Origin of the sequence: Gordonibacter sp. RACS_AR68 (assembly GCF_030418485.1) — a bacterium.
Lineage (GTDB): Bacteria > Actinomycetota > Coriobacteriia > Coriobacteriales > Eggerthellaceae > Gordonibacter > Gordonibacter urolithinfaciens.
The window spans coordinates 459279-480898 of the sequence record NZ_JAIPUP010000001.1 but is presented as its reverse complement, the minus strand read 5'-3'; the positions used below and the strand labels follow the sequence as shown (position 1 = coordinate 480898).

General features: G+C 65.3%; 17 protein-coding genes and 1 tRNA gene. 7 read left to right on the top strand and 11 right to left on the bottom strand.

The annotated features are described in order from the left end of the window. Nucleotides 1-159 precede the first annotated feature (159 nt). Nucleotides 160-609 (bottom strand): MarR family winged helix-turn-helix transcriptional regulator, encoded by a 450-nt coding sequence (locus K9U15_RS02030; protein ID WP_096227490.1) that lies wholly within the window; start codon nucleotides 607-609, stop codon nucleotides 160-162. A 176-nt stretch (nucleotides 610-785) separates the two neighbouring features. Next, nucleotides 786-2135 (bottom strand): citrate/2-methylcitrate synthase, encoded by a 1350-nt coding sequence (locus tag K9U15_RS02025; protein WP_096227491.1) that lies wholly within the window; start codon nucleotides 2133-2135, stop codon nucleotides 786-788. A gap of 374 nt (nucleotides 2136-2509) precedes the next feature. Between K9U15_RS02025 and K9U15_RS02020 the strand changes: the two genes are divergently transcribed. The 6 genes from K9U15_RS02020 (at nucleotide 2510) to K9U15_RS01995 (ending at nucleotide 8585) form a co-directional block, all read left to right on the top strand. Next, nucleotides 2510-4105, top strand: coding sequence for a glycine betaine ABC transporter substrate-binding protein (locus K9U15_RS02020; protein ID WP_096227492.1), 1596 nt, complete (start codon nucleotides 2510-2512; stop codon nucleotides 4103-4105). A 1-nt stretch (nucleotide 4106) separates the two neighbouring features. Then, on the top strand, nucleotides 4107-5000 hold the full coding sequence (locus tag K9U15_RS02015) for an ABC transporter ATP-binding protein (RefSeq protein ID WP_301155528.1): 894 nt from the start codon (nucleotides 4107-4109) through the stop codon (nucleotides 4998-5000). A gap of 221 nt (nucleotides 5001-5221) precedes the next feature. Further along, complete coding sequence (locus tag K9U15_RS02010) at nucleotides 5222-5389, top strand: hypothetical protein (protein ID WP_154270079.1); 168 nt, start codon at nucleotides 5222-5224, stop codon at nucleotides 5387-5389. Nucleotides 5390-5581: 192 nt separating this feature from the next. Next, nucleotides 5582-5658: transfer RNA gene (locus K9U15_RS02005), tRNA-Arg, on the top strand. A gap of 182 nt (nucleotides 5659-5840) precedes the next feature. Then, nucleotides 5841-7193, top strand: a complete 1353-nt coding sequence (locus tag K9U15_RS02000) for a magnesium transporter (protein ID WP_087191196.1) — start codon at nucleotides 5841-5843, stop codon at nucleotides 7191-7193. Nucleotides 7194-7301: 108 nt separating this feature from the next. Then, nucleotides 7302-8585, top strand: a complete 1284-nt coding sequence (locus tag K9U15_RS01995; protein WP_367316869.1) for an Nramp family divalent metal transporter — start codon at nucleotides 7302-7304, stop codon at nucleotides 8583-8585. Nucleotides 8586-8741: 156 nt separating this feature from the next. Here K9U15_RS01995 and K9U15_RS01990 read toward each other — a convergent pair whose 3' ends face one another. Beyond that, nucleotides 8742-9215, bottom strand: a complete 474-nt coding sequence (locus tag K9U15_RS01990; RefSeq protein WP_041239157.1) for an Rrf2 family transcriptional regulator — start codon at nucleotides 9213-9215, stop codon at nucleotides 8742-8744. Between the two features lie 350 nt (nucleotides 9216-9565). Here K9U15_RS01990 and K9U15_RS01985 point away from each other — a divergent pair, with 350 nt between their 5' ends. Continuing rightward, a complete protein-coding gene (locus tag K9U15_RS01985) occupies nucleotides 9566-10270 on the top strand; it encodes a 5-formyltetrahydrofolate cyclo-ligase (protein ID WP_367316859.1) in 705 nt (234 codons plus the stop codon). 143 nt (nucleotides 10271-10413) lie between these two features. Here K9U15_RS01985 and K9U15_RS01980 read toward each other — a convergent pair whose 3' ends face one another. The 8 genes from K9U15_RS01980 to iorA all read right to left on the bottom strand — a co-directional run bounded on the left by K9U15_RS01980 (nucleotide 10414) and on the right by iorA (nucleotide 21559). After that, on the bottom strand, nucleotides 10414-12072 hold the full coding sequence (locus K9U15_RS01980) for a Na+/H+ antiporter NhaC family protein (protein WP_123672891.1): 1659 nt from the start codon (nucleotides 12070-12072) through the stop codon (nucleotides 10414-10416). Nucleotides 12073-12256: 184 nt separating this feature from the next. After that, on the bottom strand, nucleotides 12257-13300 hold the full coding sequence (locus K9U15_RS01975; RefSeq protein ID WP_227153967.1) for a YdcF family protein: 1044 nt from the start codon (nucleotides 13298-13300) through the stop codon (nucleotides 12257-12259). A 436-nt stretch (nucleotides 13301-13736) separates the two neighbouring features. Then, nucleotides 13737-15275, bottom strand: coding sequence for a sodium:solute symporter (locus K9U15_RS01970; RefSeq protein WP_096227499.1), 1539 nt, complete (start codon nucleotides 15273-15275; stop codon nucleotides 13737-13739). Between the two features lie 243 nt (nucleotides 15276-15518). Next, nucleotides 15519-15710: a hypothetical protein gene (locus tag K9U15_RS01965; RefSeq protein ID WP_096227500.1), complete on the bottom strand. Its 192-nt coding sequence runs from the start codon at nucleotides 15708-15710 to the stop codon at nucleotides 15519-15521. 516 nt (nucleotides 15711-16226) lie between these two features. Further along, on the bottom strand, nucleotides 16227-17468 hold the full coding sequence (locus K9U15_RS01960) for a phenylacetate--CoA ligase family protein (protein WP_301155525.1): 1242 nt from the start codon (nucleotides 17466-17468) through the stop codon (nucleotides 16227-16229). Nucleotides 17469-17770: 302 nt separating this feature from the next. Beyond that, nucleotides 17771-18754 (bottom strand): diguanylate cyclase, encoded by a 984-nt coding sequence (locus K9U15_RS01955; protein WP_123672893.1) that lies wholly within the window; start codon nucleotides 18752-18754, stop codon nucleotides 17771-17773. 137 nt (nucleotides 18755-18891) lie between these two features. After that, a complete protein-coding gene (locus K9U15_RS01950; RefSeq protein ID WP_123672894.1) occupies nucleotides 18892-19485 on the bottom strand; it encodes an indolepyruvate oxidoreductase subunit beta in 594 nt (197 codons plus the stop codon). Then, nucleotides 19478-21559 (bottom strand): indolepyruvate ferredoxin oxidoreductase subunit alpha, encoded by a 2082-nt coding sequence (gene iorA / locus K9U15_RS01945; RefSeq protein ID WP_227153965.1) that lies wholly within the window; start codon nucleotides 21557-21559, stop codon nucleotides 19478-19480. Before iorA ends, K9U15_RS01950 begins: the two co-directional genes overlap by 8 nt. Nucleotides 21560-21620: the final 61 nt, after the last annotated feature.

Genomic DNA, 21620 nt, shown 5'->3' with positions numbered 1-21620 from the left:
TCCTAATTCGGTAGTTTTTACCATTGCAGTTGGTTATGCGTCAAAGGGAGGGTCAGAATATTCGTTCGATTATTTGAAGCAGCAGGGAGAAATTTGCCACGTGCCGCGGCGGGTTTTCGGGCAGGCGGCAGGAGGCGAGCGGATCGCCCAGATCGCCCTTTAGCGCGGGAGCTCCAGGCGGGCGAGGAGGTCGCCGAGCTGGCGGCGCTCTTGCTCGTCGAGGCCGCCTTGGGCCTCCTCCTCCCATGCCGAAACGAGCTCTTCCACCTTGACGGCCGCCTCGCGGCCCGCGGGCGTGAGGCGCAGCACGTTGCGCGCGCGGTTCTCGGGATCGGGATGCACGGTGATCAGCCCTTTTTCGGCAAGGCTGCGCGCGGCGCGCGTGATGAGCGCCGGGTCGCGGTGCTGGCGCTGCGCGATGTCGCTCTGGCTGACCTTCAGCGTGCCGTCGCCTTCGCTCTCGCGATGCACCAGGTAGATGAGCACGGGATACTCCGACGACCCAATCCGGTACTCCTTGAGGTGCCGCGAGAGATACGCCTGATACTGGTTCACCGTGAACACAAGGCGTTGCGCCAGATTCACGGGTATGGAGTCTTGAGTGTTCATACGCCCATGCTAGCACGTTCGTTGATATATCAATCGTCGACCCACAGAAACAACAAAGGCGCGGCACCGCCGAAGCGATGCCGCGCCGAAACCCTTCGAGCGCCGATCTTGCCGGTCCTGCGGTAGCGAATGCTTCGCATGAGGCATCCGTTCCCTTGTTGGCCGCGCGGCTTGTCCTACCGCTCTTCCATGGCCACGTAGTCGCGCTTGCCGCTGCGGGTGGACTTGTAGGCGGGACGGATGATGCGCTTGCCGGAGACTATCTCCTCGAAGCGGTGGGCGGCCCAGCCGGACATGCGGGCGCAGGCGAACAGCGGGGTGAACAAATCCTCGGGGATGCCCATCATGGAGTACACGAAGCCGGAGTACATGTCGATGTTCGCGCACATATCCTTGGCCGTGCCCTTCTCGCGCAGGATGACCTCGGGGGCCAGTCGCTCGATGGACTTCAGCAGATTGAACTCGGCCTCGAACTCCGTGCCCACGGCAAGGCCCTCGGCGAACTGCTTGCAGATGATGGCGCGCGGGTCGCTCTTCGTGTACACCGCGTGGCCCATGCCGTACACGAGGCCCGTTTTGTCGAAGGCCTCCTTGCGCACGATCTTCGCCAGGTAGTCGGCCACCTGGCCCTCGTCTGACCAGTCGGCCACGTTCTCCTTGATCTCCTGCTGCATGGCCAGCACCTGGTGGTTCGCGCCGCCGTGCTTCCAGCCCTTCAGCGAGCCGATGGCGCCGGCATACGTGGAGTACGGGTCGGTGTCGGACGAGGTCAGCACGCGCGTGGTGAACGTGGAGTTGTTGCCGCCGCCGTGCTCGGCGTGCAGGCACAGCATGACGTCGAGCATGCGCGCCTCCTCCGGCGTGAACTGGCGGTCGGGACGCAGCATGGAAAGGATGGTCTCGGCCGTGGACTGGCCGGGTATGAAGCGGTGCATGATCATGGACTCGTTGTTGTAGCGGGCCCGCTTGGCGTAGTACGTGAGCACCATGATGCGCGGCAGGCGCGAGATGAGCGAGATGGCGGTGTGGATCTCATGGTGGGCCGAGCGATCCTCCGCGTCGGGATCGTAGGCGTACAGCAAGAGGATGGTGCGTGCCAGCACGTTCATGATATCGGGCGGCGTGTCGCGCATGATCATAGACGCGGTGAACCCGTCGGGCAGCTCGCGCTGGCCGTCGAGGACCTCGATGAAGCGGTCGAGCTGCTCGCGCGTGGGCAGCTCGCCCATGAGCAGCAGGTACGACACCTCCTCGAAGTTGAAGCGGTGCTCGGCGGACTGGTCGCCCAAGAGGTCGTACACGTCGTAGCCGCGGTAGCGAAGATGGCCCTCGTCGGCGATCTTCTCGTTGTCCGACACCACGTAGCCGTGCACGTTCGCGATGTTCGTGAGGCCGGCCACCACGCCGGTGCCGTCCGCGTTGCGCAGGCCGCGCTTCACGTCGTACTGCTCGTAGTAGGCGGGGTCGATGGAGTTGATGGTCTTGAAATTCTCGTAGAGAGCGATCTTCTTCTCTTCTTCTTGCATGCAAACCTCCCTGCGTCATGGACGGCCCCGCTCCCGCCGTGCATTGCCCGAGACCCGGCGAGACCGGGCGCAATGCGAAGCGAATGGCGGGGAAATCGGATGGTCGTCCGTTCGTGCTTTAGTATGATAAAGCCTTGGGATACGCCTTCACAGCACTTTCCGGCGAATAACAGAGGGAATCTTCATGTGGAAGGTCAGCGGAGCGGAGGAGGGCGCGCCGCCATCCGACCGGAAATGGCGGATGCGCGCACGGAGCGGCGGTGACGGGCAAATGACGGTTCGTATGCGGACGGCAGGGCGGGCGATGGCTCAAGGGGCGGAGCGCTAAAATAGCCGGTACGACACGGTGCCCATCCAGTGAAAACGAGGCGTCCATGCTCTCATCCCTGTTCCAGCTGCTCATCGAGAAGCGCGCTTGGTTTTTCGACCTGTTCCTTCAGCATATAGGCATCTCGTTCATATCCATTGCGCTGGCGGTCCTCATCGGGTTGTCGCTGGGCATTGCCATCGCCCAGTGGCGGCGCGGCGCGAAACCGGTGCTCGCGCTGGTGAACTTCGTGTACACCATCCCGTCCATCGCGCTGTTCGGCTTCCTCATCCCCGTCACGGGCATCGGCGACCTCACGGCCATCGTGGCGCTCACCGTGTACGCGCTGCTGCCGATGGTGCGCAACACCTACACCGGCCTCACCACCATCGACCCCGCCATCATCGAGGCGGCGCGCGGCATGGGCTCCACCGACCGCCAGCTGCTCTACCGCATCGAGCTGCCGCTGGCCGCGCCCATCATCATGAGCGGCATCCGCAACATGGCCACCATGACCATCGCGCTGGCCGGCATCGCCAGCTTCATCGGCGCGGGCGGCCTGGGCGTGGCCATCTACCGCGGCATCACGACAGGCAACGAGGCCATGACGTTGGCGGGCAGCGTGCTGATCGCGCTGCTGGCCATCGTCGTTGACCTGCTGCTGGGGCTGGCCGAGAAGTCGACGCGCCGCCACCTCGAGCCGTCGAGCGCGCACCGTCGCAAGCGCACCGGAACGCAGAAGGAAGCGGGCCAGGACTTTCGTCGGCGCACGGGTGCCGTCGTGGCCGCGGGCACGGCCGTGGTGCTGATCGCGGGCGGGGCCTTCGCGTTCGCGAATCGCGGCGGCGGCGACAACGTGGTGAACATCGCGACGAAGCCCATGACCGAGCAGTACATCTTGGGCGAGATGCTGAACACGCTGATCGAGCACGACACCGACCTCGCCGTGGAGCTGACGCAAGGCGTGGGAGGCGGTACGTCGAACATCGAGCCCGGCATGGAGAAGGGCGACTTCGACCTCTACCCCGAGTACACCGGAACAGGCTGGAACGCCGTGCTGAAGCACGAGAACACCTACGACGAGTCGATGTTCGACACGATGCGGCAGGAATACGAGTCGCAGCTCGGCCTCACCTGGGTGGGGATGTACGGCTTCAACAACACGTACGGCCTGGCCGTGAGCAAGGACGTGGCCGAACGCTACGATCTTCGCACATACTCGGACCTTGCGGAGGTTGCGGGCGGGCTCGCGCTCGGCGCGGAGCCCGACTTCTACGACCGTCAGGACGGCTACCTCGGCTTGCAGGCTGCCTACGGCATGGACTTCGGCAGCACGCGCGACATGGACATCAGCTTGAAGTACCAGGCGCTGTTCGAGAACAAGGTGGACGCCATCGTCGTATCCACCACCGACGGCAAAGTGGCTGACGATCGCCTCGTGGTGCTCGAGGACGACCAGCACTTCTACCCCTCGTACCTCTGCGGCAACGTGGTGCGCCAGGACACCCTGGAAAAGCACCCCGAGCTGCGCGACGAGCTGCTGAAGTTGCAAGGAGCCATCACCGACACCGACATGGCGCGCATGAACAACGCCGTTGAGACGCAGGGGCAGGAACCGAAAGCGGTGGCCGATGCGTTTTTGGCCGAGAAGGGGCTGATGTAACATGGAAACAACATCCGCGCAGACGCGCCGCTCAGGATCCTTCGACCCCGGCAGCCTCACCGCCTCCGCTCGGGACGACAAGAGGGAAGCCGCTGACGGCGTTCGGAATGACGGACGATGCCGTACCGCCTCCGCCCAGGACGACACGTGCGCGCCCGCGGTGGCGTTCGAGCACGTGACCAAGCGCTTCGGCGACGCCGTGTCCGTGAACGACGTGGACCTCGCCATCGAAGAGGGCGCTTTCGTCGCCATCATCGGCAGCTCGGGCTGCGGCAAGACCACGTTGCTGAAAATGGTGAACGCGCTGGTGATGCCCGACGAGGGCGAGGTGCTCGTGCACGGGCAGGCCACGTCGAGCGTCGATCCCATCGAGCTGCGCCGCACCGTCGGCTACGCCATCCAGGGCAGCGTGCTGTTCCCCCACCTCAGCGTGGAGCAGAACATCGCATACGTGCCCACGCTGCTGAACAAGCGCGATCGCCGCCGCACCGAGGCGGCCGTGGAGAAGTGGATGGACATTATCGGGCTGCCGCGCGACATCATGGACCGCTACCCCGCCGAGCTGTCGGGCGGTCAGGCGCAGCGCGTCGGCATCGCCCGCGCGCTGGCAGCCAGCCCCGATATCCTGCTGGCCGACGAGCCGTTCAGCGCCGTGGACGCCATCACCCGCAGCAGCCTGCAGGACGAGATCAAGCGCATCCACCGGCAGACGGGCATCACCGTGCTGTTCGTGACACACGACATCGACGAGGCGCTCGACCTCGGCGACAAGGTGCTGGTCATGGAAGCCGGCCGCGCCGTGCAGTTCGCGCCGCCCTGCGAGATCCTGCGCAGCCCCGCCACCGAGTTCGTCGACCGCCTGGTCTCCCGCAAGCAGAGCGTGTACGCGCGATAGGGCCGCACGAGCGTGACAAAGGGACGGGGATAATGTCTCACTCCCCGCTGTGCTCGAAAGCAGTAGGGCTCCTGAGAGTGTGACATTATCCCCGTCCCTTTGTCACGCCCCCAAACATTCCGCTACGCGCACGTAAACGATGCCCATGCCGAGCTTGCTCGCCGTGTCGGCGCCTTACGATTGGTTCCAGCGTACCGTTCGTCCGAAAGATGGGAGAAACCATGTCCGACAAGAAAACGCCCGAGGAAAACGGCTCCGAGGAAAAGATCGTCATCCCCAGCAACGAGGAGGTCTTGGAAGTCGTCGAAACGCCCGACGAGATCGATGTCATCGATGTGGGCAACAAGGAGTCCGCCAAGATCATCGAGAACTGGTCGGAAGCCAAGTAGGCAGCCAAGACGCGCCTCTGCATTCCTGCTGTCCGCATCAGGCGTGCGCCCGATGCGGACAGCGCTTGGTGCTCGGGCACCGGCAAGCTGCGCGCAACCAACGCTTCACGGGAAATATTTCTCAAACTTCTTAAAAATAGCCGTTGACAGAGAAGATCGTTACCGGCATAATAGCTTTTGCTGTTTCGACGTGCGCCGTTACCTCAGCTGGATAGAGGGACTGACTACGAATCAGTACGTCGGGGGTTCGAATCCCTCACGGCGCACCATTTCAGCACTTTCATTCCGCAACGACTGGCAGCAGCACGTGCGGTTTTTTTATTGGTCGAGCGAAAGGGACTTTGTTGAAGGTTCGAAAATCGAAACCTCACAGTAAGTAGTCCTCCTTCGATTCCCTTACGTCGGCGGTCGAAGGACGACTGCCTGCGAGCAAACACGTAAGGGAATTCACATGCTCTATCTCTCTCAAATGATGGGAAAGCCCGTCGTCGATGCGACCGGCGAGAAGATCGGCACGATCTCCGACCTGGCCATCTCCACCGGCGAGGTGTTCCCCCGCATCACCAGCCTGGCCTTCCAGGGGCCGGGCAAGGTTCCGTTCATGATCTCGTGGCGCAAGTACGTCGAGGAGTTCGACGAGGACGGCATCAGGCTGTCCGTGCCGGCTCACGACATCCGCTTCAGCTATCTGCAGCCCGAGGAGATCCTGCTGGCGCGCGACCTTCTGAATCGCCAGATCGTGGACACGCAGGGCATGAAGGTCGTGCGCGTGAACGACCTGAAGCTCTCCATCTCGGGCACGCAGCTGCGCCTGCTGGGCGCCGAGGTGGGCGCGCGCGGCATCCTGCGCGGCCTGGCGCCGTGGCTCGAGCGCGCCGTGGTGGCCGTGGCAAAGGTATTCGGCAAGCGCATCGACGAGCAGATCATCGCCTGGAACTACATGGACCTGCTCGACCGCGACCTGTCCGAGGTGCAGCTGTCCGTGACGCACAAGCGCCTGGACGAGCTGCATCCCGCCGACGTGGCCGACATCCTGGAGCAGCTTGACCCCCAGCAGCGCGCCAACGTGTTCCAGCACCTGGATGACGCCCAGGCCACCGAGGCCATCTCCGAGATGGAGGACGAGTACCAGGCCGACTTCATCGAGGACTTGGACGACGCCCGTGCCGCCGGCCTGCTGGGCAGCATGGACCCGGACGACGCGGCCGACATCGTGCGCGACCTGTCCTACGAGAAGGCCGAGACGCTGCTGCGCCTGATGGGCGTGGAGGACGCCACCGAGATCCGCCGCCTGCTGGGCTACAAGGACGGCACGGCCGGCGGCATGATGACCACGCAGTTCGTGTCCGTGCACGCCACCGACACCGTCGGCGAGGTCATCGAGGTGCTGCGCGAGCTTCCCGAGGACCACCCCACCGTTCACTACGTTTACGTGCTCGACGAGTACGACGAGTTCGAGGGCGTTCTTAGCCTGCGCACCCTCGTGCTCACCGACGACGCGAGGCCCGTGGGCGACGTGATGTACGAGGACGTGATCTCCGTGCCGCCCGACGAGACGGAGGAGGACGTGGCGGCCGATATCTTCAAGTACGAGCTTCCCGCCATGCCCGTGGTGGACGAGCACAACATGCTGCTGGGCATCGTCACCGTCGACGACGCCTGGGATGCCATCGAAGAGGACGTGAGCGGCGACAAGACGAAGGCCACGGCCCTCAAGGCGGTGGGTATCGTGCTGGCCTCCCTGCTGTTCCTGGGACTGTACACGCTGGTGCTGCTGCAGGTCATCGGCTACGCCGGGAGGTAGGCCATGATGGTGAGGAACCGGGAGGAGCGCCCGGCCCGCGCGCAGCGCGAATGGGGCAGCTTCAAGATGACGAAGGCCGAAGGCGAGGGCAAGGCGCCTGCGCGCGCCATGCCCGCCGATGCCGTGGAGGGGGGCGCCGATCCCGCCCAAATGCCCGCCGAGAAGAAGCCGAGCAAGCTGTGGCTGCTGCTGGCCGCGCTCGGTCCCGGCGTGGTCACGGCCATGGCCGGCAACGACGCAGGCGGCATTTCCACGTACTCCACCGTAGGTGCGAAGTTCGGCTACGCGACGCTCTGGGTCATACCCATCATGTGCGTGCTGCTCATCGTGGTGCAGATGACGGCTGCCCGCATGGGCGCCGTCACGGGCAAGGGCTTCGCAGCGCTCATCCGCGAGCGTTTCGGCATTCGCCTGACCGCGCTGGCCATGCTGGCGCTGCTCATTGGCAACGTGGCCACCACGTTCTCGGAGTTCGCCGGCATCGCCAGCGGCATGGAGATGTTCGGCGTGTCGAAGTACCTGGCCGTTCCGGTGGCAGCCGTGGCCGTATGGCTCTTGGTGGTGGGCGGCAGCTACAAGCGGGTGGAGAAGGTGTTCCTCGTGCTGTCGCTCGTGTTCGTCACGTACATCGTGGCCGCGTTCATGGCGCAGCCTGACTGGGACAATGCGCTGGTCAGCACCGTAGTGCCGCACGTGGTGAGCGACACGAGCTTCGTCTCGCTCGTCATCGCCATGATCGGCACCACCATCGCTCCGTGGATGATGTTCTTCGCCCAGAGCAACGTGGTGGAGAAGGGCGTGGGCGTGAAGGACTTCTTCTCGCAGAAGGTGGACGTGATCGCCGGCACTATCGCCGCGTGCCTCGTGGCGTGGTTCATCATCGTGACCACGGGCGCCGTGCTGTTCCCGCAGGGCATCGAGATAGAGTCGGCCGCCGACGCGGCATCGGCCCTGGCGCCGTTCGCGGGACACTACGCCGAGGCGCTGTTCGCCATCGGACTCATAGCCGCATCGTTCTTGGCAGCGTGCGTGCTGCCGCTTACCACGTCGTTCGTGATCTGCGAGGCGTTCGGCTGGGAGGCAGGCGTGTCGTTCAAGTGGAGGGAGGCACCGCTGTTCAAGAGCATCTTCACGTTCGTGATTGCGTTCTCGGCCATCGTGGTGCTCATCCCGGGAATCGACCTCATGGGGGTCATGCTCACGGCGCAGTTCGTGAACGGCCTCATCTTGCCGGTGCTGCTGGTATTCATGGCCATCATCTCGGCCGACAAGCGCGTGATGGGCGCATACCGCACGCGCCCGGTTTCCCGCGTGCTCATCTGGCTGACCGTGGGCATCGTCACCGTGCTTACGGCAGCGCTGTTGGTCATGCAGATGCTGGGCATCGGCTAGGAGCGCGAGGCCAGGATGGCGATCGGCACTGGAGCCGAGGCGGTGCCGCAACGGCAAGCTGCGCAGGGCGCCTAAGGAGCCCAGGGCAGCGGAATATCGCCGAGCACGCCGGCAGGCGGCATAGACGGCCGACGTACGGGGCGCGTCTTTCAGACGCTAGGCGTTCTCGGCGAGGCGCTTGCCCTCGTCCTCGAGGCGCTCGGCCAGGAAGAGGCGGCGGTTGTCGCCGTTCTTCACGCTTTCGAGCAGCATCTCGATGGTCAGGCTGTCCAGGTAGGCGTCGAAGCTCTCCTCGATAAGCTGATAGGTCTGCTTCACGCCCTGCACCATGGCTCCGCCCTTGCGGGACGAGCGCTTGGCGCGGGTGGAGGCCTTCGCATCTTCCTCGAGCGCCTTCATGATCTGCAGCACGGTGATATCGGACGGCTCCTTAGCCAGCCGATAGCCGCCGTGCTTGCCCGGCCGCGCCTCGATGAGGCCCGCGTTGCGCAGCAACTGGGCCAGCTGGATGAGATAATCACGCGGTATGGACATGTCCTGCGCAATGTCTTTGGAGGAGCACGTGGTACCCTGTGCGGCCAGGTACAGGATGGCGCGCATGCCATAGTCCGTCGATGCCTTGAATTGCACGATGTCTCCTAACTCGCCGCTGCTTTCGGTAGGCTAAGGTGCCTGCTATAAGCGACTTTCATATATATACGCTAAATGCTCAAACATGTCCCGAATAACACAAAAGACGCCGTAAAACAGCGTCTTTCAAACATGTACGCTCCGAAGACCAGCAGGGCGTTCCGGGACGATTCGAGTGTACCGAATGCAGAACGATTATAGCAAGGTCATTGAGCCGATTGCATAGCAAATCGAATGGAAACGGTTACGTCTACGCAATCTTGACCTGCAGTTATCGACTATCGTTAACTATCTGGGCCATCGAATGCAGCCGTCCATTACCGGCGTTGCCGCGGTGTTATACTGGCGACATGGACGAGAAGAAAAACATGCGCGCAGACGTGCTCGGAAGGCGCGACGCACTGGATGCGCAAACGCGGGCGCACAAGTCCGCGACGATTTGCCGCGCGCTTGAACGATTGGTTGAGGAAGCCTGCGCGCCGGACACCGGCACCGGCAGAACATGCCCTCCCGCCGGTGATTCCGCGGAAGCGAACCAGCAGGGACCGACACATGAAGTTCGGACATATCGGAACTTCGGCCGCCCGCCATGCATTGCCGTGTACGCCGCCATGCGCAGCGAGGTGGACCTGCAAGCGTTCGTTCACGCCGCCTTCGCACGCGGGTGGGACGTGTGCTTCCCCTGCATGGTGCGCGCGGGGGCGGATGATCGGGGGCCAAGCCGCATGGCATTCTACCGCGTGCCCCGCGAGCGCCTCGACCAGGCGCGCACGGCATTCCTGGACAGCCCGCTGCGCTGTCTGCCCTGCGCCGCGCTGTCCGACGGAGGCTACGAGGAAGCAGAGCCCACGGACCTCGATGCAGTGGCGGTGCCGCTCGTAGCTTTCGACGATGCGGGGAACCGGCTTGGCTACGGCGGCGGCAACTACGACCGCCTGCTCCCCCTTCTCCGGGACGACGCGCTGGTCGTGGGCGTGGCCTTCGACGAGCAACGGGTGCCAGCCGTGCCCTGCGAACCGCACGACCGCCCACTTGCCCGCATCGTCCACGCGTAGACGGCGGGGATGCACGAACGGCCGGAATGCCACCCTCCTGGTTTTTCGTCATTTCGACCGAACCAGTCGGGGTTTTTGAAATAACAGGCCGTGCGCCTCTTCGCGGCGCACGGCCCGGCAAAACAAGCAACGGCAGAGGCGCGCTAGCCCTTCAAAGCCCCGTACCTGGACTTGTTCAGCACCAGCACGGCCGCCACCATGAGCACGGCGCCCACGGCGAGCGAGATCCAAGGATTGCCCGTGAACCCGGCAATGAGATAGCCCACCAGGCAGATCACGGCCACCACCGACGCGTACGGCAGCTGCGTGGCCACGTGGCGCAGGTGGTTGCACTGCGCACCGGCCGACGACAGGATGGTGGTGTCCGATATGGGCGACACGTGGTCGCCGTAGACCGCGCCGCCCAGCGTGGCACCGATGGCCACCAGGAACAGCGGGTTGTCGGCGGGGAAGACGCCGATCACGATGGGCAGGATGAGCGCGATGGTGCCCCACGACGTGCCCATGGCGAACCCGATGAACGCGGCCACCACGAAAATCACGGCCGGCAACAGCGCCAGCCCCACGCCGATGCTGTTCAGGAAACCGCTCACGAACTCGCCCGTGCCCAGCAGGTAGCGGCACGTGCCGCCGAGGCTCCACGCCAGCACGAGGATCATGATGGCGCCCACCATGGAGCGCACGCCCTCGGAGATGCCCTCCATGTAGCCGGAAAGCGTCATGAGCTTGCGCGGCAGGAACATGATAGCGGCCACCACGAGCGAAACGCACACGCCGATGCACAGGCCGAACACCGGGTTCTCGCCCACGGCGGTGGCGAAGTCGACGCCCTTGAAGAACCCGCCCGCGTACAGCATCCCCAAGATGGAGAAGATGATGAGCACCACGATGGGCACGATGAGGTCGAACACGCGGCCCTTCTCGGAGATGGCGATGCCCTTGAACTCCTCCACCGCCGTCTGCGCCGCCTCGTCCAGCTCGTCGCGCTCGGCCACCACCGTCTCCATATTGAACGGCGGCAGCGTGTCGGCGGCCTCGCGGTCGGACAGGCCGACGGTCGCCATGGCCTCGAGCGCGCTGTCCTTCGGGGGGATATCCTGCTTGGCGCCCTCGTCTTGGAACTCGGCCTCGGCCACGCGCATGGGGCCGAAGTCCTTCTTGGTGGCGCACATGAAGAACACGAACACGATGGTGAGCAGCGCGTAGAAGTTGTACGGGATGGACTGGACGAACGTGGTAAAGCCTCCCTCGCCCAGGTAGCCGCCCACGGCCACGGCCCACGAAGACACGGGCGCGATGATGCAGATGGGCGCGGCCGTGGAGTCGATGATCCACGCGAGTTTCTCGTGGCTGATCTTGAAGCGGTCGGTCACGGGGCGCATGACCGCGCCCACTGTGAGGCAGTTGAAGTAGTCGTCCACGAAGATGATGATGCCGAGAACCGCCGTGAGGATCTGCGCCATCTTCGCGTTCTTGATATGCGTGGCCACCCACTCGCCGTACGCGCGCGAACCACCCGCGCCGGCAATGACCACCACGAGCGCGCCCAACAGCGCAAGGAACAAGAGCAGCGCCCCGTTGCCGGCTATCTGCTCGGCCATCATCTGCGGCACCATGGTGAACGAATCCACCAGCTGCTCGAACCCGGCGCCGTTCAGGCTGAACTGGTAGATAACCATGCCGGTGAACACGCCGATGGCGAGCGAGGAGTACACCTCCTTCGTGATGAGCGCCAGCGCCAGCGCCAGGATGGGCGGGATGATGGACCACACGCCCGTGCTGATAAGGTCGAAGCCTTCCATATGCGTCCCCTTCAGTCGCATCGGATCCGTCAGCGCCGACGAGTGCGGCGCTTGAGTCATGCGCCCTAGTATACGATACGGAAGCGTCGCGAGCAGCGCGAATACCGCTTTTGCGCCGGCACGGACAGCGGTTGATCGCGGCGCTTGCAGCTTGCGGCCAGGAGGGTGGCCGCAGCTGGAATGCTTAGAGCTGGAGCAGCGCGACGGCGGCGAAGGGAAGCCAGAGCACGAAGATCGCCACGAACGGCCAGCGATGGGCGTTGCTGACGGCCACGAACTCGCGGATGAATGCGGTGGGCCAGAAGTAGCGCGCGGTCTTGCTGCCCACGCCGTCGGCGGCGAGCCCGATCTTGTGCGCGTACTCGGCGGTGCGGAACACGTGGTAATCGCTGGTCACCACGGCGGCGCGGTACGCGCCCGCGCCCGACCGCGCGTCCATGATGGCCTTGGAGTTGCGCAGGTTCTCCATCGTGGTGGTCGAACGGTCCTCCTCGATGATGGCGTCGGCAGGCACGCCGCGCTCCTCGACGAGGTACGTGCGCATGGCCTCCGCTTCCGACACGGCCTCGTCGGCGCCTTGGCCGCCCGACGCGATGATGATCGCGCGGCGCCCGTCGGCCTCCCAGAGCTCGACGGCCTTGTCGAGGCGCGCGGCCAGCAGCGGCGTGGGCTTCGTTCCCGACAGGCCCGCGCCGTGCACGACGATGTAGTCGTAGTCGCGGCGCTTCGGCAGCCGTCGGTACAGCCACGAGTACAGCAGCAGCGCCGCAAACGTGAACGCCACGTACGAGCCCTCCATCAGCACGAGCAGATACAGCGCCAAAAGCAACGGGGGTGCCTGCACAAGCAGGAGAACCGGCCCGCCTACGCAAGCCGTCACGATACCGAGCGCTAGGAGCCCCGGCAGCAAATGCGACAAGCTGAGCCCCTCGCGCCTCACCACCACGAACGTGTTCGCCGTTAGAAACACGACAAGCGCCACCGTGCCGAAGGGGATAGCGGCGAACCCGATGAGCACGAGCCACGGCAGCTCGAACTGGATGGACAAGCCATAGAGCGCGAACAGGCACAACAGCAGGAAGTACAAAGCGTTGCGGAACTGGCGCGGCTCCTTGCGGTAGTTTTTTATGAACAGGAACCCGAACACCAGCGCGGGAAAGTATATGAGGAGCAGCGTGAAGAACATAGACTGGCTTCCGACGGGGTTCGGGAGGATGGGTACGGTCATCGGATAGTATAGCGTTCGACGCCCCGCCGTCACCGAATTGTTCCTTTTGGAGCGGCCGGCCGCGTGCTTCATGTGAGGCACGCGTTAACGCGGCGTGCTGAGCAAATGGCGAGCAAATGAGATTCGGGGCGGATTTGGGGCGAAAAGGACCGCAGCGCTCCTGGTCAGAAGCGCTGCGAGAGGCGAATCGACCTCGGAGCGCTCGGCGAAAGGCATCGAGCGCTCCCAGAAAAGCAAATGGCGAGCAAATGAAAAAACGTCGACCGCTGCCCGCGACGTCCGCGGGCGCTTCCGCTCCGTGCCCGCCGAACGGATGGTTCTCATGAAGCATCCGTTCGTGCGACAGACGAATGGGATGGCGCGACCGCTCCCTAGCCCGAGCATGCCCGCGCTGGGAGCGCGTCTGCCGCCCCTCGCGCGGGGCGGCCGCGCAGCCCTATTCCGCTTCCAGCTCCTGCTCGTACTCGCGGTCGATAGCACCCTCCACGCGCGGCGGGTCCACCTCGAAGTCCACGCGCTTCGTGAACAGGCTCACCACCGGAACGATGACCAGCGACAGTACCATGGCGATGGCGCCGCAATTGATGGGGCTGGCGATGAACGCCGTGCCCACGAACCCGGCGATCATGTTCCCCGTGGTCAGGCCCACGCCCACGATGAAGCTGGCCCACACGGCCGGCCGCGAGATGCGCTTGGAGAACAGCCCCCAGAAAAACGGGCCCAAGAACGAACCGGCCAGCGCGCCCCAGCTGATGGACATGAGCTGCGCGATGAACGTGATGGACGAGTTGTACTGCACGAGCGCCAGCACCGCCGAGATCACGATGAACACCACCAACAGCACGCGCATGTACGACAGCTGCTTCTTCTCGCTCATGTTCTTCACAAGGTTGTCCTTGATGAGGTCGAGCGTGAGCGTGGACGACGACGTGAGCACGAGCGACGACAGCGTGGACATGGATGCGCTCAGCACCAGCACGATCACGATGCCGATGAGCAGGTCGGGCAGCGTGGACAGCATGGTGGGGATGATGGAATCGTACACCGGCGTGCCGACGGCCGTCATCTCCACCTGCCCGCCGTACAGGCGGCCGAACCCACCTAGGAAGTAGCTTCCGCCGGCCACGATCATGGCGAACACCGTGGAGATGATGGCGCCCTGCTTGATAGCCGGGCCGCTCTTGATGGCGTAGAACTTCTGCACCATCTGCGGCAGGCCCCACGTGCCCAGGCTGGTGAGAATGATGACGCCGATGAGGTCAGGCAGGTTCGGCCCGAAGAAGCTCACGAACGGGCCGGCCATCTCGGACCCCTCGGCTGGGATGAGTGAGAGCGTGGTGATGGCCTCGGTGAAGCCGCCGTTGTTCACCAGCACGGCCACGATGACCGCCACGATGCCCAGCAGCATGACGATGCCCTGGATGAAGTCGTTCATGACGGTGGCCATGTAGCCGCCCAGCACCACGTAGATGCAGGTGATAACGGCCATGCCGATGACGCACCACTCGTAGGGCAGCCCGAACGCCATGCCGAACAGACGCGACAGGCCGTTGTAGACGCTGGCCGTGTACGGGATGAGGAACACGAAGATGATGGCCGCGGCCGCGATGCGCAAGCCCTTCGACTGGAAGCGCGCGCCGAAGAACTCGGGCATCGTGGACGCGCCCAGCCGGTGCGTCATCTCGCGTGTGCGCGGGCCGAGCACCCACCAGGCCAGCAAGCTGCCGAGGATGGCGTTGCCGATGCCGATCCACGTGGCCGCTATGCCGTACTTCCAGCCGAACTGACCGGCGTATCCCACGAAGATGACAGCGGAGAAGTAGCTCGTGCCGAACGCGAACGCGGAGAGCCACGGCCCCACGTTGCGGCCGCCCAGAATGAAGCCGTCGACAGTGCCGGTGTGGCGTCGGCAGTATATGCCCACGCCCACCGCCACGCCCACGAAAATGAGCACCATGCATATCTTTTCGATCATTGGAGTATTCCCATCGTATCGCGCGCTGCCTGGCGGCAGCGCTTGCTCGAGTAATCCGAGCCCTCTCCCCCGCGTGTTTCACGTGAAACACTCGTCTCAATGTCCTGCGATTTAAGAACAAATGTTTCACATGAAACGTCACGCGAAGAACAGGCCCGCGCGGTGGCGCACATGACTTTGCCGGCTGCGGGGCGCTTCATGCCGGAGTTCGACACGTCGCAGCACCACGGGCAAACCCATGTGCTAGAGGTATCGATAGGAATAATAGGAGATGGCGCGGTAGGTTCCGTCATCCTGCTGTGCGACCGTGCGCTGCAAGGCAGACGGCGAGAGGCATTCGGAAGCACGCGGAGCGAAGGCGCGACACACGGCCGCGACGGCCAGCTCGAAACGCCAGCGCTCGTCAACGACGATATGTCCCTTCGCGGAATGCATGCGCATACTTTATCACAGTGGAGCGCTTCGGTCAGCGAAAAAGTGAGCAGACCGCCTCGTTTCTCCCGCTAGCGAACGTATGTTTCACGTGAAACATACGGAGCGCACAGGTTGATCGGGCGGAAGCGCAGCGATCCGCCCATGCGGCCGGAGGCCGCATAACGGGCTCGCAGGTTGAGCAGGGCGCTTGCCAGAGCGCCCTTTCGCGCCGGCAGGCGCGAAAACCACGGGAGAGCCGCCGCCGGCCGCCCGCAGGGCGGCCTTCGCGCCGCAGGCGCGAAAACGGCCGCGCGGTTGGTTGGCCGGGGCGCAGCGCCCCGGCCATGCGGCCGGAGGCCGCATAACGGCCGCGCAGGTTGGCGTAGTAAGTCAGCGAGGGCGGCTGAGGTGCCCGAGGTTCGTGAGATCGCGAAGGCGACGCGTACTTTGGTACCCGATCTTCTGCGATCGCGCGAAGATCGGGTACCGCAGCCGCCCGCAGCATCGGCTGGTTCCGTTTGCCGTAGGCAAACGGAACTAGTACCGGCTGTCGAAGATGCGCTTGGTCTTCTTCTCCGAACGGGGCAGCTCGCCCATGGGGACGCCCTTCGCGTCGGGGGTGCAGCCGCACTTCGCCTTGAAGATAAGCGCCAGCTCCTCCTCGGCGCGGGTCTTCGCCTCGCCGTCGAGCGGGGTCTCGAACAGCACGGTGAGCACGTCCTTGCCGCTGATGTTCTCGATCATCACCTGGTACTCCGAGCTCGTGCCGTCGGTGGCGGCGATGACCTCCTCCACCTGCGCAGGGAAGATGTTGCAGCCCTTCACCTTGAACATGTCGTCGGTGCGGCCGGTGAGCGTATCGATGCGCGGGTGGCGATGTCCGAAGCCGCACGTGCAGTCGCCGGGGATGATGCGCGTGAGGTCGTGCGTGCGGTAGCGGATGAGCGGCGCGCCCTGCTTGCGCAGCGTGGTCAGCACAAGCTCGCCCACCTCGCCGTCAGGCACGGGCAAGCCCGTCGCAGGGTCGACGATCTCCACGTACACGTAATCCTCCCACACGTGCATGCCATGGTGCGCGTCGCACGAGATGCCGATGCCGGGGCCGTACACCTCGGTCAGACCGTAGATGTCGTAGATCTCCACGCCCAGCTCGCCGGCGATGCGGGCGCGCATCTTGTCACCCCAGCGCTCGGAGCCGATGACGCCCTTGCGCAGGCAGAGCTTGTCGCGGATGCCGCGCTCGGCGATCTCCTCGGCCAGCAGCAGCGCGTAGGAGCTGGTGGCGCAGAGCACGGTGGACTTCAAGTCCTTCATCATGCGCAGCTGCTTCTCGGTGTTGCCGGGTCCCATGGGAATGGCCATGGCGCCCAGGTGCTCGGCGCCCAGCTGGAAGCCGATGCCGGCCGTCCACAGGCCGTAGCCGGGGGTGATCTGGATGCGGTCGGTGTTCGTGATGCCCGCCGTCTCGTAGCAGCGCGCGAACTGGATAGCCCAGTCCGTCACGTCCTGCTGCGTGTAAGGCACGATGACCGGCGTGCCCGTGGTGCCGGACGACGAGTGGATGCGCACGACCTCCTCATCGGGCACGGCCTGCAGGCCCAGCGGGTACACGCGGCGCAGATCGTCCTTCTCGGAGAACGGCAGCTTCTCGAAATCTTCCTGGGATTGCACGTCGGCGAGATCGATGCCCTCGAACTTCATGGCATAGAACGGCGAACGTGCTTTCAGAGTCTTGAACTGCTCCTTGACGAGCGCGAACTGGTCGGTGGTCAGCTGCATGGGAGATCCTCGTTTCGTTGGATGGCTGGCGGGGTTGCAGGGGTCGCTTCAAGCTCGCCCACGGCGAGTCTTGAAGCTAGAGCCATCGACCAGCCGAAACCACGGCTGGGAGGAAGACGATGTCGTTCGCGATTACCATGCTTGGTATTCTAGGCGAACGGCCGCGGAAAGCAAAGCCGTTTTTTCGCACGAGGACGAGGCGTACCGCGCAGCGGCTTGCAAGCACCAGGCGAGGCGCATGGAACGCAGCGCCTCCACAGCGCCTCCGCGCTTCGCCCCAGAGCAATCACCGCTACTCTGCCCTACCAGCTGAAGCGCCCCTTGCCGTTGCGCTTGCTGGCGTAGAGCGCCTTGTCGGCGGCGTGGTACAGGTCGTGGAACGACTGGCCGCGCGCGACGGACGCCAGGCCGATGGAGCAGCCCAGCTTCACGCGCCCGTCCGACCGCTCCGTCCAGCGCTCGATGAGCGTGCGCGCCTTCGCCTCGGCCTGCGCGTCCGTGAGCGGGCACTCGGTGAATGCGGCGAACTCGTCACCGCCCATGCGCCCCACGTACGCATCCCGTGCGAACACGTCGGAGAGCACGTCGGCGAACTCCACGATGACGCGATCTCCCTCGGGGTGCCCGAGCGTGTCGTTCACCAACTTGAAGTCGTCCAGGTCGATCATGAAGAATGTGCTGTCCGCGCTGCCGCGCGCCAGGGCCTCGCTCACGTAACCTTCGAAGGCAACGTGGTTGAACAGGCCGGTCATTGAATCCATCTCTGCGCGGCGCTCGAGCGTCTTGGAATACGCGAGCGCGGCGTTCGCCTGCTCCGTCACGGTCTTGGGGTAGTACTCGTCGCGGCGCTGGTCGACGTTGGGTGTCGAATGGTGCAGGTGGGCAAGGAGCCAACGGTCGCCTTCGCGGCGGAACACCATGCTGAAGCGCGTGTCCATCTCCACGAGCAGCGGCTTGGGCTTGCTGGGTTTCTCGCGCACCCACAGCGTGCCGAACACGATGCAGCAACGCTCGTCGAGCGGACGGGCCTCGTAGTAGTCGTCGAGTATCTCGAAGGTTATGTCCTGGGCCTCTTCCTGGTCGCGCTCGAGGCCGGCCATGAACGCCGGAAGGCTGGGGTACATCTCGTGCTTGCCCGTGCCGATGAGCGAGAAATCGCTTTGGAAGAGCGAGTCGAAGATGAAATGGACGCCCTCTTCGGTGGGCTCCAAGAGGTAGGCGTGCCAGAGTGCCTTGGTCAGCTCGACGGCCTCGTCAAGCCATGCACGCTCCATCGTTTCGTCCATGTCGTCCCTCGTTCCGGTTCGGATTCGGCATGCCGCTCCTGCTTCACCGTTCAGTATAACAGGGTATCCGCCACCCCCCTGCTCATTTGCATGGGAGGTGGCCGGAAAGTCGCAAGACGAAGGCGCGGCCGAAGGACCTACGCGCCCGCCACCGCATCGATGGCGACCAGGTTGAGGTCGACGAAGCGCGGCTTCACGCAGGCGGCGATGGCGCGGCGCAGGTCGTCCAGGTCGAGCGGCAGGCAGCCCGTCTTCAGCGCGCTGGCCAGGAGCAGCGTGTTCAGCACCTTGCGGCTTCCCACCTGCGCGCACAGCGCCGCGTCGTCCACGGCCACGAACATGGCGGCACCGGCCAGCTGCTCCTGCAGGCGCGCGACCACGGCAGCCGCGTGGTACGGGGTCTTCGACAGCGCCGCCGTGACGGGCTGAAGCGCCGTCGTGGCCGTGACCAGCGTGCCGCCAGGCGCCAGGAACGGCACCACGCGCGCGGCCTCCGCCGGCTCGAAGGCCACCACGAGGTCGGCCGTGCCGCGTGCCAGCAGCGGCGCCAGCACCTCTTCCCCGCCATCGCCCATGCGCACGTGCGACACCACGTTGCCGCCGCGCTGCGCCATGCCGATGGTCTCGGCCGTGCGCACCTGCCAGCCCTTCTCCTGCGCGGCCTGGGCCAGCACCTTCGCAGCCAGCACCGTGCCCTGGCCGCCCACGCCCGCCAACAGCACGTTACGCATGGGTGTCTCCTTCCGCCGCCGATTCGTCCGAAGCTCCAGGTCCGCCAACGTCAGCGAGGGTTTCCGCAGTGCCCGAGATCGACGGGCTGGCGGAGGCGTGGCGTACCTCGGTACGCGAGCCTTCGTCAGCGCGGCGAGGTCGGGTGCTGCGGGAAGCCGCAGCGTCGACCGCATCCGTCGGCTGGCAAGCCGACGGAACACGAAGCGCGTCGAAGGGGCACACCTGCACGCATAGGCCGCAGCCGTTGCACAGGCTCGCGTCCACGAACGCCTGGCCGCGCTCGCCGCTCTTCGGGCCGCGCGCATCGCCGTCGAAGCCGATGCCCGGGCAGCCTATCTCGGTGATGCACTTCTTGCAGCCAGTGCATGCATCCGCGTCCACCGCAGCGGGCGCGCCCGGCCTCACCAGCTGAACGCACGGCGATTCGAACAGGATGGCGCTGGGACCCTCGAACGCCAGCGCCTCGGTTGCGGCGGCAACGGAGGCGTCCAGGTCGAGCGGATCGGCGTGCACGATGCACTCGAAGCCCACGGCCTGGAGCACGCGCTCGATGGAGACAGGCGCGCGCCTCGGCCCCATGAGCGTGACGCCCGTGCCGGGGTGCGGCTGCGAGCCGGTCATGGCGGTGGTGGCGTTGTCCAGCACGCACACGGTCACGTCGTGGCCGTTGTAGACGGCGTTCACGATGCCCGGCAGGCCGCTGGCGAAGAACGTGGAATCGCCCACGAACGCCACGTGCTTCTTGCCCGGCTCGGCCACGGCGAAGCCCTGCGCCATGGTGATGCCCGCGCCCATGCACAGGCACGTGTCCACGGCGTCGAGCGGCTTGGCGTTGCCCAGCGTGTAGCAGCCGATGTCGCCGCACAGCACGGCCGGGGCCTTCCCCAGCGCGCGCTTCACGGCGTAGAAGCTGCCGCGATGCGGGCAGCCGGCGCACAGCACCGGCGGGCGCACGGGCAGCGGCTCGTCGCAAGCCGCCGCTGCCGAGGCGTCGGGGACGGCGCCCGGCACGCCGAGGAAGCTTGCGATGCGCGCGGCGATGTCGTCCACGTCGTTCTCGCCGCGGTCGCGCGCGTCTCCGGTCAAGCGGCCGCGCACCTCGAGCGCCGCGTGCGTGCGCCCGGCGAAGCGAAGCAGCTCGTCCTCCAGCACATGGTCGAGCTCCTCCAGAACGAGCACCTGGTCGAGGCCTTCCGCGAACCGCGCCGCGGTCTCCTCCGGGAACGGGTACGGCGTGCCCACCTGCCAGAAGCGGTAGGCCGGCAACTCGACGCCGCGCTCCTCCAGCATGCGCAGCGCCTCGCGCGCATAAGCCGCCGACACCCCGCCCGCCACGATTCCGAGGCGCGGCGCGGCACCGTGCTCCATCATCGGGTTGAACACTGCCAGCGCGGGCTCGGCGTGGAAGTCGTGCGCGATGGCGCGCAGCCGCTCGTTGATCTCGCCGTGCGCCTCGTAGGCGCGGCGCGGGAAGATGATCCACTTGGGATCGCGCTCGAAGCCCTCGGGCGGCACGGGGCGCGCGTCGGTGGCATCGGCCACGTCGAAGAACGTGGACGCGTGGTTGATGCGCGTGGTGGGCCGCACGATGACGGGCGTGCGGTAGCGCTCGGACAGGTCGAAGGCGGCGTGCATCATGGCGAAGCCCTCGTCGGGCGTGGACGGATCCAGCACGGGCATCTTCGCGAAGGCGGCGAAGCGGCGCGTGTCCTGCTCGGTCTGCGACGAGATGGGGCCCGGGTCGTCGGCCACGAACAGCACGAGGCCGCCCTTCACGCCCACGTAGTTCAGGCTCATGAGCGGGTCGGACGCCACGTTGAGCCCCACCTGCTTGCAGGTGAACAGGCAGCGCGCGCCGGCGTAGGAGGCGCCGGCCAGCAGTTCGAGCGCCGACTTCTCGTTGGTGGACCACTCCACGTGCACGCCTCGCGCGGCGCCGGACGCGTGAAGCTTCGCCACCGTCTCGATGAGCTCGGAAGAAGGCGTGCCGGGGTAGCCCGCCGCCACGCGCACGCCCGCCTCGAGCGCCGCGTGCGCGAACGCCTCGTTTCCCATCAGAAGTTTCTTCGTCATATGCGTCTCGCCTGCTTCGGTACTCGTTGGCCGTTGCCAGGACAGCAACGGAAAGAATGCG